At 72.9% G+C, this 14,603-nt stretch carries 14 protein-coding genes; 11 read left to right on the top strand and 3 right to left on the bottom strand.

The window, feature by feature from the left end; genetic code table 11:
* The first annotated feature begins 81 nt into the window (after nt 1-81).
* Nucleotides 82-996 (top strand): SGNH/GDSL hydrolase family protein, encoded by a 915-nt coding sequence (locus tag Q1K26_RS02615; protein WP_300007498.1) that lies wholly within the window; start codon nt 82-84, stop codon nt 994-996.
* 45 nt (nt 997-1,041) lie between these two features.
* On the opposite strand, the gene Q1K26_RS02620 is transcribed toward Q1K26_RS02615, so the two are convergent.
* A complete protein-coding gene (locus Q1K26_RS02620; protein ID WP_300007499.1) occupies nt 1,042-1,638 on the bottom strand; it encodes a class I SAM-dependent methyltransferase in 597 nt (198 codons plus the stop codon).
* Nucleotides 1,639-1,770: 132 nt separating this feature from the next.
* Here Q1K26_RS02620 and Q1K26_RS02625 point away from each other — a divergent pair, with 132 nt between their 5' ends.
* From Q1K26_RS02625 to Q1K26_RS02660, 8 genes are all read left to right on the top strand, one after another.
* Nucleotides 1,771-2,910 (top strand): AI-2E family transporter, encoded by a 1,140-nt coding sequence (locus tag Q1K26_RS02625; protein ID WP_300007500.1) that lies wholly within the window; start codon nt 1,771-1,773, stop codon nt 2,908-2,910.
* 143 nt (nt 2,911-3,053) lie between these two features.
* The gene (locus Q1K26_RS02630; RefSeq protein ID WP_300007501.1) at nt 3,054-4,127 is read left to right on the top strand and encodes a class 1 fructose-bisphosphatase; all 1,074 of its coding nucleotides are present in this window, start codon (nt 3,054-3,056) and stop codon (nt 4,125-4,127) included.
* 9 nt (nt 4,128-4,136) lie between these two features.
* On the top strand, nt 4,137-5,009 hold the full coding sequence (locus tag Q1K26_RS02635) for a phosphoribulokinase (RefSeq protein WP_300007502.1): 873 nt from the start codon (nt 4,137-4,139) through the stop codon (nt 5,007-5,009).
* A gap of 68 nt (nt 5,010-5,077) precedes the next feature.
* Nucleotides 5,078-6,508, top strand: a complete 1,431-nt coding sequence (locus Q1K26_RS02640; RefSeq protein ID WP_300007503.1) for a form I ribulose bisphosphate carboxylase large subunit — start codon at nt 5,078-5,080, stop codon at nt 6,506-6,508.
* Between the two features lie 16 nt (nt 6,509-6,524).
* Complete coding sequence (locus Q1K26_RS02645) at nt 6,525-6,950, top strand: ribulose bisphosphate carboxylase small subunit (RefSeq protein ID WP_300007504.1); 426 nt, start codon at nt 6,525-6,527, stop codon at nt 6,948-6,950.
* Between the two features lie 46 nt (nt 6,951-6,996).
* Nucleotides 6,997-7,992, top strand: a complete 996-nt coding sequence (gene cbbX, locus Q1K26_RS02650; protein ID WP_300007505.1) for a CbbX protein — start codon at nt 6,997-6,999, stop codon at nt 7,990-7,992.
* A gap of 51 nt (nt 7,993-8,043) precedes the next feature.
* Complete coding sequence (locus Q1K26_RS02655; RefSeq protein ID WP_300007506.1) at nt 8,044-8,367, top strand: rhodanese-like domain-containing protein; 324 nt, start codon at nt 8,044-8,046, stop codon at nt 8,365-8,367.
* A gap of 332 nt (nt 8,368-8,699) precedes the next feature.
* A complete protein-coding gene (locus tag Q1K26_RS02660) occupies nt 8,700-9,041 on the top strand; it encodes a hypothetical protein (RefSeq protein ID WP_300007507.1) in 342 nt (113 codons plus the stop codon).
* A gap of 41 nt (nt 9,042-9,082) precedes the next feature.
* Here Q1K26_RS02660 and Q1K26_RS02665 read toward each other — a convergent pair whose 3' ends face one another.
* Nucleotides 9,083-10,630, bottom strand: coding sequence for a SulP family inorganic anion transporter (locus Q1K26_RS02665; RefSeq protein ID WP_300007508.1), 1,548 nt, complete (start codon nt 10,628-10,630; stop codon nt 9,083-9,085).
* Between the two features lie 169 nt (nt 10,631-10,799).
* Here Q1K26_RS02665 and Q1K26_RS02670 point away from each other — a divergent pair, with 169 nt between their 5' ends.
* Entirely contained in the window at nt 10,800-11,669 is an 870-nt protein-coding gene (locus Q1K26_RS02670; protein ID WP_300007509.1) for a LysR family transcriptional regulator, read from the top strand.
* On the opposite strand, the gene Q1K26_RS02675 is transcribed toward Q1K26_RS02670, so the two are convergent.
* Nucleotides 11,666-12,880: a GAF domain-containing sensor histidine kinase gene (locus tag Q1K26_RS02675; protein WP_300007510.1), complete on the bottom strand. Its 1,215-nt coding sequence runs from the start codon at nt 12,878-12,880 to the stop codon at nt 11,666-11,668. The two genes, Q1K26_RS02670 and Q1K26_RS02675, sit on opposite strands and share 4 nt — an antisense overlap.
* Before the next feature lie 309 nt (nt 12,881-13,189).
* On the opposite strand from Q1K26_RS02675, the gene Q1K26_RS02680 reads away from it, so the two are divergent.
* Complete coding sequence (locus Q1K26_RS02680; protein WP_300007511.1) at nt 13,190-14,596, top strand: DUF3089 domain-containing protein; 1,407 nt, start codon at nt 13,190-13,192, stop codon at nt 14,594-14,596.
* The last annotated feature ends 7 nt before the right edge of the window (nt 14,597-14,603 follow it).

Consider the following 14,603-nt stretch of genomic DNA (forward strand, 5'->3'; position numbering starts at 1 on the left):
TCCCGACGTGCGCAGGAGGCCGGAGGATGCGCAGCTCGCCCCGGATTTGACGATCTAGAACGTTCGCTCTAGATTGCTCGCGTGTCCCTTCGTCTCGGGCGAGCGCGTCTGCGGGTGTGGACGACCCTCGCGGCGTCGTTCGCCCTCGTGGCAGTCACCGTGGGTACGGGGACGGGGGTCGCCGCGGCGGCACCGCCCGAACCGGGTCCCGGCGTCGAGTACGTCGCGCTCGGGGATTCCTTCGCAGCGGGCCCGCTGATCCTCCCCCAGGAGACGGGTGGCCCCTGCTTCCGCTCCTCGGTCAACTACCCGCACCTGCTGGCGCGTGCCCTGGACGCGCAGGTCTTCCGCGACGTCACCTGCAGCGGAGCGACGACGGCCAACGTCCTCACGACACCGCAGCCCTCGGGGTTCCCGGGCGTCGCGCCCGTGCCCGTCCAGCTGGACGCGGTGACGTCGACCACCACGCTCGTCACGCTGTCGATCGGTGCCAACGACGCCGACCTGGTCGACATCGTGAGCGGTTGCCTGAGCCTGCTCCCGCTGGGCCCGTCCTGCAGGACGACCCTGACCGCCGGCGGGGTCGACCGCGGGGCCGAGGCCGTCGATGCCGTCGCGCCGCGCATCGCGGCCACGCTCGACGCGGTGCGGGCACGGGCACCGCAGGCCCGCGTCCTGATCACCAGCTACGCCAACTACATCCGTCCCGGCGGCTGCTACCCGGTGCAGCCGATCCGGGGCGAGGACGCCGACTACGTCCAGGGCCTGGTGGGCCGTCTCGGGGCGCTCACCCGTGCGGTCGCCGCCGACCACGGCGCGGAGTACGTCGACCTCATCGGTCCCGGTGCGGGGCACGACGGATGCGCGCTGCTGCGGAACTGGGTCACCTTCGTCACCCCGGGGGTCACGCTGGGACTGGTGCCGCTGCACCCCACCGCCCTGGGCGAACGGAACTTCGCCCGGATCATCGAGGGGCACCTGACCGGCAGCGGGTGACGCGGCCGGACGTGGGTGCGCGGTGGTCCGGACCGACATGCGGGTTCAGCGCCGCAGCGCGCGGACCAGCGTGTCGATCGCCGAGCGCTCCTCGCCGTCGACCTGCACCGGGCGGCGGATCCGCTCGGCCCGCACGACGTCGAGCCCGGCCAGCGCCGCGGTGACCTCCTCGACGGTGTGCAGGACCGCCGGGTCCTGCGGACCGCCGACGCCGTCGGTCAGGTTGGCACGGTCGTGCCCGACCAGCAGCAGCGTGCCGCCCGGGGCCAGTGCTTCTGCGGCGGCGGCGAGGACCGGGGTGAGCACCTCGGCGGGCAGCTGCAGGTAGGCGACGACGACGAGGTCGTGGTGCCCCGACTCGGGTCGGTAGGTGGTGACGTCGGCCTGCACCGTCTCCACGGCGACGCCGTGCTGCTCGGCGAGCCTGCGGGCCTTGTCCAGCCCGGCCGCGGAGAAGTCGACCGCGGTCACGGTCCAGCCCTGCTGCGCCAGCCACACCGCGTTGCGCCCCTCCCCGGCGGCGAGGTCCAGCGCCCGGCCGGCGGGCAGCCCGGTCACCTCGGCCGCGACGGTCCGGTTCGGCTCGCCGCTCCACACCAGCTCGGTGCCCGCGTACCGCTGGTCCCAGGCCGTCGCGTCCATCGTCGTCTCCTCTCGTCGGTCGGGAGCAGTCCAGGATCACCGTACCCCCGGGGGTGTATGGCGGGATCGGCGATGCGCGGGCCCGGCGGAACTCCGGTGGTGGGCGGGGCGTGGGCGGGGTACCCGCGCCGCATGCGCACTCCACGGGGGACCCCCACGGCAGGCCCCGGCGGGCCGCAGGCGCCGGACACCGCAGCGCTGGTGCCACGGTGGTTCCTGCGCACCGTCGCCTACGCCGGCGGGCTGCTCGTGCTGGGCGCCGCGGTGTGGGCGGTGGTGTGGATGCTGCTGCAGGTCGCCCTCGTCGCGTTCGCGCTGCTGGTCGCGCTCCTGCTGGCCGCCCTGCTCGCCCCGCTCGCCCGGGTACTGCGCCGCTGGCTGCCCGCCTGGGTGGCGGCGCTGCTCACCGTGGTGGCCCTGCTCGCCGTGGTGGTGGGCATCGGCTTCCTGCTCGTGCAGCGGGTCATGGGGCAGCTCGGCAACCTCACCGGCTCGCTCACCACGGGCATCGACCAGGTCCGCGGCTGGCTGATCGACGGGCCGCTCGCGCTGCAACCTCGGCAGATCAACCAGGTGGCCGACCGGATCGTCTCCGGGGTCGAGTCGGCGGCCCCGGACGGCTTCACCGCGGCCAGTATGGTCATCTCGGCGCTCAGCGGCGTGGCGATCGTGCTGTTCGTGCTGTACTTCCTGTTCAAGGACGGTCCCAGGCTGTGGGGCTGGGTCGTCGAGACGGTTCCTGCGCAGCACCGGGACCGGGTCGGGGAGGCCGGACGGCGGGCCTGGGAGACGATGAGTCAGTACACGGTGGGCGTCGTCGTCATCGCGCTGACCGATGCGGTCCTCATCGGCGCCGGGCTCTTCGCGCTCGGCGTACCGCTCGCGCTCTCGCTCGCGGCCCTGGTGTTCCTCGGCGGGTTCGTCCCGTTCCTGGGCGCCTTCCTGAGCGGGGCGGTGGCGGCGCTGGTCACCCTGGTGACCAACGACCTGGTGGCCGCGTTGATCGTCGTGGGGATCGTGCTCGTGGTGCAGAACCTGGAGGGCAACCTGCTCCAACCCCTCGTGCAGGGCCATCAGGTCCGGCTGCACCCGGTGGTGATCCTCGCCGCCGTCAGCGTCGGCTTCCTGGTGTACGGGATCGGGGGCGCGGTCGTCGCCGTGCCGGTCGTCGCCGTCGCCTACCGGGTGGGCAGCTACCTGCGCAACGGTGACGAGCCCGGCGGCGCCGCGGGCGGTAGTGGGTCCGACCCCGGTGGTGCGGTGACGGGGTAGCGGTCCCGGTGCCCGCCCTCACCCCCTCCGCTCCACCGTGAGGGGGATGGCGCTGATCGAGATCGTACCTAGGTTCGGCGCAGCAGGCCTGGACCGGCCGTCCCTGCCCGGACGGTGCGGAGGCCACATAGCGAGGAGGAACCATGGTCGCCGACCGGACGACGCTCGCTCGGTTCCTGATCGAGCAGCGCAGCCACCACCCGTCGGCGAGCGGGGAGCTCAACGGGTTGATCCTCGACGTCGCACTGGCGTGCAAGGCCATCTCGAAGCGGGTGGCCTACGGCGCGCTCGGCGGGGTCCTGGGCGCCGAGACGACCACCAACGTGCAGGGCGAGCGGCAGCGGAAGCTCGACGTGATCGCCAACGAGCTGTTCCTGCGGGTCAACGAGTGGGGCGGGCTGGTGGCCGGGATGGTGTCCGAGGAGCTCGACGACCCGCACCCGATTCCGCCGCAGTACCCGCGCGGCAAGTACCTGCTGGTGTTCGACCCGCTCGACGGCTCGTCCAACATCGACGTCAACGTCTCGGTCGGCAGCATCTTCTCCGTTCTACGGGCTCCGCATCCCGGGGTCGACGCCACGGCGCCGGACTTCCTGCAGCCCGGGTCGGAGCAGGTGTGCGCGGGCTACGCGATCTACGGCCCGTCGACCGTGCTGGTGCTCACCGTCGGCACCGGCGTGCACGGCTTCACCCTGGACCCGGAGCTCGGGGAGTTCCTGCTCACCCACCGTGACCTGCGGATCCCGGAGTCCGCCTCGGAGTTCGCGATCAACGCGTCCAACCGGCGGTTCTGGGAGCCGCCGGTGCGCCGTTACGTCGACGAGTGCCTCGCCGGCCGGTCCGGGCCCCGGGGCAAGGACTACAACATGCGCTGGGTGGCCTCGGCGGTGGCCGAGCTGCACCGGATCCTCACCCGGGGCGGGGTGTTCCTGTACCCGCGCGACACCAAGGAGCCCGCGCGGGCGGGCCGGCTGCGGCTGCTCTACGAGGCGTCGCCGGTGGCGTTGCTGGTGGAGCAGGCGGGCGGGCGGGCGAGCACCGGGCACCGGCGGGTGCTCGACGTCGTCCCCGAGCACCTGCACCAGCGGATCCCGCTGGTGTTCGGGGCGCGCGACGAGGTCGAGCGCATCGAGGACCACTACGCGGGCGGCCTCGACCCGCTACCGCAGCAACCCCTGTTCGGGAGCCGTGGCCTGTTCCGGGTGCGCGGCCAGTGAGGAGCGGACATGTCCCAGCAGCATCCCGTCATCGCCGTCACGGGCGCCTCAGGCGCCGGAACCACCTCGGTGATGCGCACCTTCGGGCAGATCTTCCGCCGGGAGCAGATCGAGGCGGCCTACGTCGAGGGTGACAGCTTCCATCGCTTCGACCGTGCCGAGATGAGGGCCCGGATGGCGGCCGCGCTGGAGAACGGTGATCACACCTTCAGCCACTTCGGGCCGGAGTCGAACCTGTTCACCGAGCTGGAGGACCTGTTCCGGGTCTTCGGCGAGACCGGTAGCGGCCGGGTGCGCCGCTACCTCCACGACGACGCCGAGGCGGCGCCGTACCGGCAGCCGCCCGGGACCTTCACCCCGTGGGAGGACCTGCCACCGGGTGCGGACCTGCTGTTCTACGAGGGCCTGCACGGTGCGGTCGCCACCGACAAGGTGGACGTCGCCCAGCACGTCGACCTGCTCATCGGGGTCGTCCCGGTGATCAACCTGGAGTGGATCCAGAAGGTGCAGCGCGACAAGGCCGAGCGCGGCTACTCCACCGAGGCGGTGATGGACACGATCCTGCGCCGGATGCCGGACTACGTGCACTACATCGCACCGCAGTTCTCCCGCACCCACGTCAACTTCCAGCGGGTGCCGGTGGTGGACACCTCCAACCCGTTCATCGCGCGGACGATCCCGACCGCCGACGAGTCGATGCTGGTGATCCGGTTCGCCCGCCCGCAGGGCATCGACTTCCCGTACCTGCTCTCGATGCTGCACGACTCGTTCATGTCGCGGCCGAACACGATCGTCTGCCCCGGCGGGAAGATGGACCTGGCCATGCAGCTGATCTTCACGCCGATGATCTGGCGGTTGATGGAGCGACGCCGGCATTCTTAGCCGTTCAACGAAGGGTGTGTACCTAACTCTCAATAGACTGACGAATGATCCGGTGCGACGCTTCGTGCATGGCAGACAGGTGGAGCGCGGGAGTCATTCCCTACGCGGAGATGGGTTACTGGGAGCCGGACTACGTGCCGAAGGACACCGACGTGCTGTGCGCCTTCCGGATCACGCCGCAGGACGGCGTTCCCCCCGAGGAGGCCGGCGCCGCGGTGGCGGGGGAGTCGAGCACGGCGACCTGGACGGTGGTGTGGACCGACCGGCTCACCACCCACGAGCACTACCAGGCCAAGTGCTACAGGGTGGACGCGGTGCCGAGCCGTCCGGGCGAGTGGATCGCCTGGATCGCCTACGACATCGACCTGTTCGAGGAGGGCTCGATCGCCAACCTCACGAGCTCGATCATCGGCAACGTGTTCGGGTTCAAGGCGCTCAAGGCGCTGCGGCTGGAGGACATGCGGATCCCGGTCGCCTACATCAAGACCTTCCAGGGCCCCGCGCACGGCATCGTCATGGAGCGCGAGTACCTCGGCAAGTACGGCCGGCCCCTGCTTGGGGCCACCACCAAGCCCAAGCTCGGCCTCTCGGCCCGCAACTACGGCCGCGTGGTCTACGAGGCGCTGCGCGGCGGGCTGGACTTCGTCAAGGACGACGAGAACATCAACTCGCAGCCGTTCATGCGCTGGCGCGACCGCTACCTGTTCTGCATGGAGGCCGTCACCAAGGCGCAGGCGGCCACCGGCGAGGTCAAGGGCCACTACCTCAACGTCACCGCCGGCACGATGGAGGAGATGTACGAGCGCGCCGAGTTCGCCAAGGAGATCGGCTCGGTCATCGTGATGATCGACCTCACGATCGGCTACACGGCCATCCAGTCGATGGCCAGGTGGGCCCGCGCGAACGGCGTGATCCTGCACCTGCACCGGGCCGGGCACGGCACCTACACGCGGCAGAAGTCCCACGGCGTGAGCTTCCGGGTGATCTCCAAGTGGATGCGCATGGCCGGGGTCGACCACATCCACGCGGGCACCGTGGTCGGCAAGCTCGAGGGCGACCCGATGACCACCGCCGGGTTCTACGACACGCTGCGGCAGGACCGGACGACGGCGGACCCGACCAAGGGCCTGTTCTTCGACCAGGACTGGGCCTCGATGCCCGGTGTGATGCCGGTGGCCTCCGGTGGCATCCACGCCGGCCAGATGCACCAGCTGCTGCACCACCTCGGCGAGGACGTCGTGCTCCAGTTCGGCGGCGGCACGATCGGTCACCCGATGGGGATCTCCGCGGGTGCCGAGGCCAACCGGGTCGCGGTCGAGGCGATGATCAAGGCCCGCAACGAGGGCCGTGACTACTACAAGGAGGGCGAGGACATCCTCAGGTCCGCGGCCAAGAACTGCCGCGCGCTCGACGTCGCCATCGCGACCTGGGGCGACATCAGCTTCGACTACGAGTCCACCGACGTCCCCGACGTCGTCGCGACCCCCACCACCGTCTGAGGACCAGGGACACGACATGCGCATCACCCAGGGAACGTTCTCCCATCTCCCGGACTTCACCGACGAGGAGATCCTCGCCCAGATCACCTACTGCCTGGACAACGACTGGCCGCTGTCGGTGGAGTTCACCGACGACCCGCACCCGCGCAACTCCTACTGGGAGATGTGGGGCCTGCCGATGTTCGACATCACCGACGCCGCCGGCGTCATGATGGAGGTCACCGCCTGCCGGCGGGCCTACCCGGACCACTACGTCAAGCTCAACGCCTACGACGCGAGCCTGGGCCGGCAGACCACGGCGCTGTCGTTCATCGTGCAGCGGCCCGCCGAGGAGCCCGGTTTCCGCCTGGAACGCCAGGAGGTCGGGGACCGGCAGATCCGCTACACCACCCACGCCTACGCGGCCGACCGTCCGGTCGGCGAGCGCTATGGCCGGTCCTGACCGGCCGGGCGCGGTGAACGGCGGTCCGTCGCGGTCGGGCTTCGGCATGCCGACCGCGGCGGACCTCCGCCGTGAGGCGGAGCAGGAGGCCGAGGCCGCGCAGGTCCTGCCCGCCGACGCCGTGGTGGACCTGGCCGAGCTGCGGGCCTCCACCGGGACCGACGAGGTGCTGGCCTCGCTGGACCGGGAGCTGGTCGGGCTCGCGAGCGTCAAGGAGCGGGTCTCCGAGCTCGCCGCCCTGCTGCTCGTGGACCGGGCCCGCGAGAAGTTCGGGATCACCGCACCGCGCCCCAACCTGCACATGTCGTTCACCGGCAGCCCGGGCACCGGCAAGACCACCGTCGCGCTGAGGATGGCCGAGCTGCTCCACCGGCTGGGCTATCTGCGCAAGGGCCACCTGGTCACCGCGAGCCGCGACGACCTCGTGGGGCAGTACGTCGGGCACACCGCGCCGAAGACCAAGGAGGTGGTCAAGCGGGCGATGGGCGGGATGCTGTTCATCGACGAGGCCTACTACCTGTACAAGGCCGACAACGAGCGCGACTACGGGCAGGAGTCGATCGAGATCCTGCTCCAGGTGATGGAGAACCACCGCGACGACCTCGTGGTGGTGCTGGCCGGCTACGCCGACCGCATGGACGTGTTCTTCCGGGCCAACCCCGGGATGAGCTCGCGCATCGCCCACCACATCACGTTCCCCGACTACACCGTCGACGAGCTCGCGTCGATCGCCGACCTGATGACCCGCGAGATCGGTTACGGGTTCTCCGACGGTGCGGGTGAGGTGTTCCGGGCCTACCTGGAGCGGCGGATCTCCCAGCCGTGGTTCGCCAACGCCCGCAGCGTGCGCAACGCGCTGGAGCGGGCCCGTCTCCGGCACGCCCGGCGGCTGCTCGACGGCGCGGGAGGGGCCGTGGGTCGCGAGGCGCTGACGACCTTCGAGCGGGCCGACTTCGCCGGCAGCCGGGTCTTCGCGGGTGGGGCGGCCGCGGTGGCGCGGGACACCGCGGCCGCCGGCGCACCGGCGGCGGACGACCGGTAGGGTCGGGCCCGACATACCCCATGGGGTATCTGACCAACGGAGAGGAACAGCATGCAGGCCACCGAGATCACCCAGGACGCCTTCGTCGCCGCCCACGCCTCCGGCGCGCCGGTCGTGGACGTGCGCTCGCCGGAGGAGTACGCCGCCGGACACGTCCCCGGCGCGGTGAACATCCCGCTGGAGCAGGTCGCGGCCCGGCGGGAGGAGTTCGCGTCCGACTCGCCGATGCACGTCATCTGCCAGTCCGGTGGCCGCAGCATGCAGGCCTCCGAGGCGCTCGCCGCCACGGGCGTCCCGGCGCTGTCGGTCGCTGGCGGCACGAAGGGCTGGATCGACGCCGGGCGCCCGGTCGTGACGGGCTCCTCGCCGCGGTAGGACGGCCGGGCCCTCGCGGGCCGCCGGCCGGAGATCGGCTCCGGTCGGTCGTCCGTACCCATCCGTGGCCGACAGCCGAGCGCCGTTTCCGGGCCCCCGCCCCGGGTACGGACATCCGTACGCGAGGTCGTCAGGTCCCGCCCCGGTCGAAGGGAACCAGGAATGACCGCTGTCAGCCCGCGCCCCAACGACGGGGGCCCTCGGCGGCCACCCCGGCCGTCGCGGGGTTCGCGCCTGGCGCACGTGCTGCGCGCGCTGCTGCGGTTCGCGACGCCGCTGAGCTTCGGGTTCGCCGACCACCCGTTCCGCGGAACTCGGTGGAGGTGACCGCTGTGGCGCACGACGACGACGGGCCGGTCGTGCTCAGCGAGCGCGAGCACGTCGTGCTGCACCGGCTCGAGCAGGATCTGGGGGCGCCCGCTCCTCGGCCCGGACCCGGGTGCGACACCGACGTCGAGCCTCGACCCCCGGGGGGTGACGTCGCGCTCGCGCTCCTGGCCACCGTGTCGGCCATCTGGATCGCGGCGTTCGTCGCCGGTGAGCTCGCCGGGCTGGCGGCGGGGCTCGTGGCGGGTCCGGCCGCGGTCCTCACCCTGCTCCTCCGACGACGCGGTCGTCGCGGTGTACCCGCGCACGGACACCTCACGGTGCGATCACGACCCGGGGACAGCTGACCCGCCGGGGGGATGCTCGACCGCACCGAGCCGTCCACCGATCAGCCGAGCGGGTCCTGCTCGGCGTTCAGCACCCGCTCGGTCAGCTTCTGCGACTGCGGCGGGATGCCCACGGCCTCGGCTCGCAGGCCGGCGACTCGCGCCTGGTCGAGCACCGAACGCAGCACCAGCGCGCCGGTGGTGTCGATCCGGCCGAGCCGGACCAGGTCGACGACCAGCCGGTCGGCGTCGGGGTGTGCGGCGAGCGCGTCGAGCAGTGCGGTGTCCAGCCGCTGCGCGGTGCCGAACCACAGCACGCCCCGCGGGGTGAACACGACGGTCGTGCCGTCGAGTTCCACGTCGATGTCGAGGCGCAGGGACCGCCAGAGGAACACCGCGACGGACAGGCCGATCCCGATCAGCACGGCGATGTCGAGCCGGGGGGCGAGCAGGACGGTGGCCAGGAACGTGCCCCAGGCGATCACGGCCTGGGGCACCGACACCCGCCAGATCCGCAGCAGCGGACCGAACCGCATCAGGTTGATCACGGCCACGATCACGATCGCGCCGAGCACGGCGAGCGGCAGCGGTTCGAGGACCGCGGCGAAGGGCAGGAAGGCGAGCACGGCCACGCCGGTGACACCGCCGGAGAGCCGGGTCACCGCGCCGGACATGCGGTTGACCGAGCTGCGCGAGAACGAGCCTCCGCACGGCATCCCGCCGAAGGCCGCGGCCGCCAGGTTGGCCGCGCCCTGGCTGACGAACTCGCGGTCCGCGCTCCAGCGCGTGCGGTCCTCCGAGGCGAACCGGCGCGAGATCGACGCCGCCTCGGTGAACCCGATCAGCGAGATGAGCACACCCGCGACCAGGAGTTCGGGGATGCGGTCCCACGGGATCGCGAGCAGCGTGAAGGGCGGGAAGCCGGCCGGGATCGTGTCGACGACCGGCCCCGGGTAGAAGCCGAGTGCGGAGATCACGATGCCGAGCACCGCGGCGACCAGAACGCCCGGGAACAGCGCGTGCAGGCGCCGCCCGCCCAGGATCACCGCCGCGGTCATCACGGTCATCGCGACAGCGGGCAGGCTCCACAGGTTCGGGTGCACCAGTGACCACGCGCCGTCGACGATCTCGTTCTCGAACGGCGGCGGGGGTACCCCGAGCGCCTTGGAGGTCTGCGAACCGGCGATGAGCACGGCCGCGGCCGGCACGAAGCCCAGCAGCATCGGCTGGGACATGAGGTAGGCCAGCCAGCCGGCGCGCACGACGCCGAGCAGCACCCGGACCACGCCGACGACCAGGGCCAGTGCGAGTCCCAGGCCCAGGTACTCGGGGCTGCCGGGGGTCGCCATGGTGCTCAGTGCCCCGTAGGTCAGCAGGGCCGTGATCGCCACCGGGCCGGTCTGCAGGTAGGGCGAGGAGGCGAACAGCGCGGCGAGGATCGGCGGGACGGCGCCCGCGTACAGCCCGACGATCGGGTCCATCCCGGCGAGGTCGGCGTAGGCCAGCGACTGCGGCACCCCGACCATCGCCACGCTGAGGCCCGCCACGACGTCCCGGGACACCGACCGCACGCGGGAACGGCGCACCGCTCCCGCCGGAACCTCACGCACCGCCCGCACCCTCGCCGCCTGTCCGATCACATTGTCCGGATGATTGTCGTGCGGACAGTGTGCCGTGCCCGGGCCCTGCGAGGCCACGCGCGGTGGGCGCTCATGCGCCGAGCGGGCCGGTCGTCACGGGGGAGTGCCCGCCGCCGGCCCGTGGTGCATCATCCGCACAGTGACCACCAACGCGCGCCTGCGCGCCTTCGTCGTACTGGCCGAGTGCGGCTCGGTGCGGGCGACGGCGCAGGCGCTGCACGTCACCGAGCCGTCGGTCTCGGCCGCGGTCGGCGCGCTGGCCCGCGACGTCGGGGTCCCCCTGATCGAGAAGGACGGCCGGGGCGTCCGGCTGACCGTGGCGGGCGAGCGCTACGCGGGTTACGCCCGTCGCATCCTCGGCCTGCACGCCGAGGCGGTCGCCGCGGCGCGCAGCGAGGCCGATCCGGAGCACGGGCTCGTCCGGCTGGCCGCGGTGACGACGGCGGGCGAGCACGTGCTGCCCGACCTGCTCGTGTCGTTCCGTGCTGCCCACCCGGACGTCGACCTGCACCTCGAGGTGCGGGCCCGGGACGGCGTGTGGCCGATGCTCGCCCACCACGAGGTCGATCTGGTCGTGGCCGGGCGACCGCCCGCCGAGCACCCCGGACGGGTCCGCGCCGGCCGGGCGAACACGCTGGTGGCCGTCGGCGCGCCCGGTGCGGTGGCGGGCTTCGCGCCCGACCGCACGCCGTGGCTGCTGCGCGAGCCCGGCTCGGGAACCCGCGCGACCTGCCTGTCCGTGCTCGCCGGGCTGGACACCGACCCGCCGTGCCTCACCCTCGGCTCGCACGGGGCGGTGGTGGCGGCCGCGGTCGCCGGGCTGGGCGTCACGCTGGTGTCGGAGCAGGCGGTCCTGCCGTTGCTGGCGGCGGGACGCCTGGTGGTGCTGCCGGTACCGGGCACCCCGTTGGCGCGGCCGTGGCACCTCGTGTCGGCCCCGCGGTCGACGGCGTCGGCCGAGCTGTTCGTCCGGCACGTGTTGGAGCGCCCGGAGTGGTCGGCGTCCTAGTGGGCCTCGCTCCCGGCGGCCGGCAGCGGGAGGGTCACGCGGACCGAGGTGCCGCCCCCGGGCCGGGACCGCACGGTGACGGCGCCGCCGACGAGCTCGGCGCGCTCGGTCATGCTGTGCATGCCGTAGCCGTCGGACTTCTCGTCGGGGTGGAAGCCGCAGCCGTCGTCGACGATCTCCAGGCGGGCCGTGGCGCCGTCCACGGCGAAGCTCAGCCGCGCGTGGGCGGCACCGGAGTGCTTGACGACGTTCTGCAGCGCCTCCTGGGCGATCCGGTAGAGGGCCAGCTCCCGCGCCTCGGGCAGGCGGACCTCGGCGACGTCGACGGTGACCGGCAGCTGCGGCAGCGAGCGGGCCAGGCTGGTCAGCCCGCCGGAGAGGCCCAGGTCGTCCAGTACCGGGGGGCGCAGGCCGCCGATCGCGGACCGGGCCTCGTCCATGCTCAGGTCGGCGAGCCCGCGCGCGAGCCGGACCTGCTCCGCGGCGTCTCCCGGCCGGTCGGGCAGGGCCCGCTGGGCGGCGTCGAGGTGGTAGGCCAGGCTCACCAGCCGCTGGGAGATCCCGTCGTGGATGTCGCCGGCCAGCCTGCGCCGCTCGGTCTCCTGTGCGGTGATCACCTGCTCGGTGAACCGTTCCTGGGCGTGTTCGCGGGCGACGAGCCTGCGGTGCAGCCGGGCGGAGTGCATCGCCCCGGCGACCAGGCTGCCGATGACGGTGAGCAGCCGGATGTCGGCCTCGGTGAACTCGCGGCGCACGACGGTGTGCACGTTGAGCACACCCACCAGCCCGGCGGCGTCGGCCGCCATCGGCACGCTCGCCATCGAGGTGAACTCCGAGCCGCGCAGGGCGGGGATCCGGACGTAGCGCGGGTCGCGCTCCTTGTGGTCGACGATCACCGCAGGCCGCCGGTGCTGCGCCACCCAGCCGGTCACGCCCTCGCCGATGCGCAGCTGCACCTGGCCGACGGCGGTGTCGAACGGTGGTGTCGCCCCGGCCAGGCTCAGGGAGCGGTCGGCGTCGTCGAGAACGTGCACGAAGCAGACGTCGGTGGTGGTGGCCCCGGTGATCAGGCCGGCCACCGCGGCCGCCAGCGGCTCGACGTCGGGCCCTGCTGATACGGCGTCGATGATGGCGTGCAGCAGGGCGACCTCGTTCTGGGCCGTGCCGGGAACGAACGCCGGGTCGGTGGCATCCGACCCGCTGCGGGTCACGCGAGGCCCGATCCGGCTACCGCCGGCGGCAGGCCGGACCGGGGTGGCGCGACGACGGGCCCGGCGGGCTGGGCCCGGTCGCGCGCTGCGCGTCGGCCCACTGTGGACACCTCCGGGTCGAGCGGCGGTCCGGTGCTCCGTCTCGCGGTCCGGGCCGGTCGCGGGGGTGAGTGCGGCGCAGTACTGCGCGTGCCGCGCCGGGATGGTAGCGGAGGGTACAGGTGAGTGCGGTGGTGTCGGAGCCCGCTCGGGCGGTGCGGGCGGCCCGGCGCGACCGATCTAGGTCGCTCCCTCTAGAGTGCCCGTTCCATGAGCAGTCGCACCGAGGCCCGCTCCCCACGCCGGGTCGCCGCGGCGGTGGTCACCGGCCTGGCTCTGGTGGCCGCCGCCGCGGCGCTCGCCCCGGCCGCGGTCGCCCAACCGGCCGCCCCGGCGAGCGGCGGGACCGTCGGGCTCCCCGCGCCGCACCGACCCACCTCCACTGCCGAACCGCTGGCCCGTCCACTGGCGGAGCCGGTCTGGCTGTGCCGACCCGGGCTGCCCGACAACCCGTGCAACCAGGACGTCGACGGGAGCCCGCAGGACGCGCGCCCGCCGTTCCGGGTGGCCTACCCGCGCAGCGGCGGGCGTACGACGCTCGACACCGCGACCGTGCCTCGCAACGGTCCGGTCACCGTCGAGCCCTTCGCGCCGCCGGACGAGCCGTCGGTCGACTGCTTCTACGTGTACCCCACGGTCGACCTGCTGCCGAACCCGCCGCTGCGGATCGGGTCCCGTCCGCCCCGGCCGACCGACACCGAGATGGCTGTGCTGCTCGCGCAGGTCGGGCCGATGCTGAACCAGTGCCGGATGTTCGTCCCGACCTACCGGCAGACCACGCTGCTGCAGCTCGCGGGGGCCGGGCTGGCCGGCCGGGAGCCGGACTTCACGCTCGGTCGCGCTGATGTCGACCAGGCGTTCGCCGAGTACTGGTCGCGGTACAACCTCGACCGCCGGACCGGCGAGCGGCGCGGAGTGGTGCTGCTCGGGCACTCGCAGGGCTCCTCGGCCCTGGCCGAACTGCTCGCGCGCGAGTTCGACGGCACCCCGGCGCAGGCTCAGCTCGTGTCGGCCGTGCTGCTGGGGACCGACATCATCGTGCCCGCCGACGGCCCCGGGGACGGCGCCGGCGACGACACGGTCACCACCTTCCGGGAGGTGCCCGCCTGCGAGCGAGCGTCGGCGGCGGCGCCGATCCCGGTCGGGTGCGTGATCGGGCAGGTGTCCTACAACGTGCCCGAGGGTCGGACTCCGCCCGAGGACTCGGTCTTCGGGCGGTCGGACGCCGCCCACCGGGTGCTGTGCAGCAACCCGGCCGCGCTGCTCGCCGGGACGGACCCGGACGATCCGGCGGCCGCGGAGGCCCGCCTGCCCTCGCGGCGGCTGCTGGAGGGCGGTGTGCTGAACCCCGGCGGCCATCTCGGACTGCTGTCGGCTCGGTTCGTCCAGGACGTCCCCGCCGGGTACGCGCGTCTGCCCGGTCTCGTCACCGGTCAGTGCCGCAGCGAGGTCTCCGGGGCTGGTCGCGTGAGCTGGTTCGAGGTGGACGGCCCGCCCGGCATCATCGGGGAGCCCGACCGCTCCCGGGCCGGCCTGCACGTGCAGGACTACAGCCTGGTCCTGGGTGACCTCGCCGCGCTGATCGACGCCCAGATCGAGGCCTGGTCGAGCAGGTAGCGGCCGC

This window comes from Pseudonocardia sp., assembly GCF_029263155.1.
Taxonomy (GTDB): domain Bacteria; phylum Actinomycetota; class Actinomycetes; order Mycobacteriales; family Pseudonocardiaceae; genus Pseudonocardia.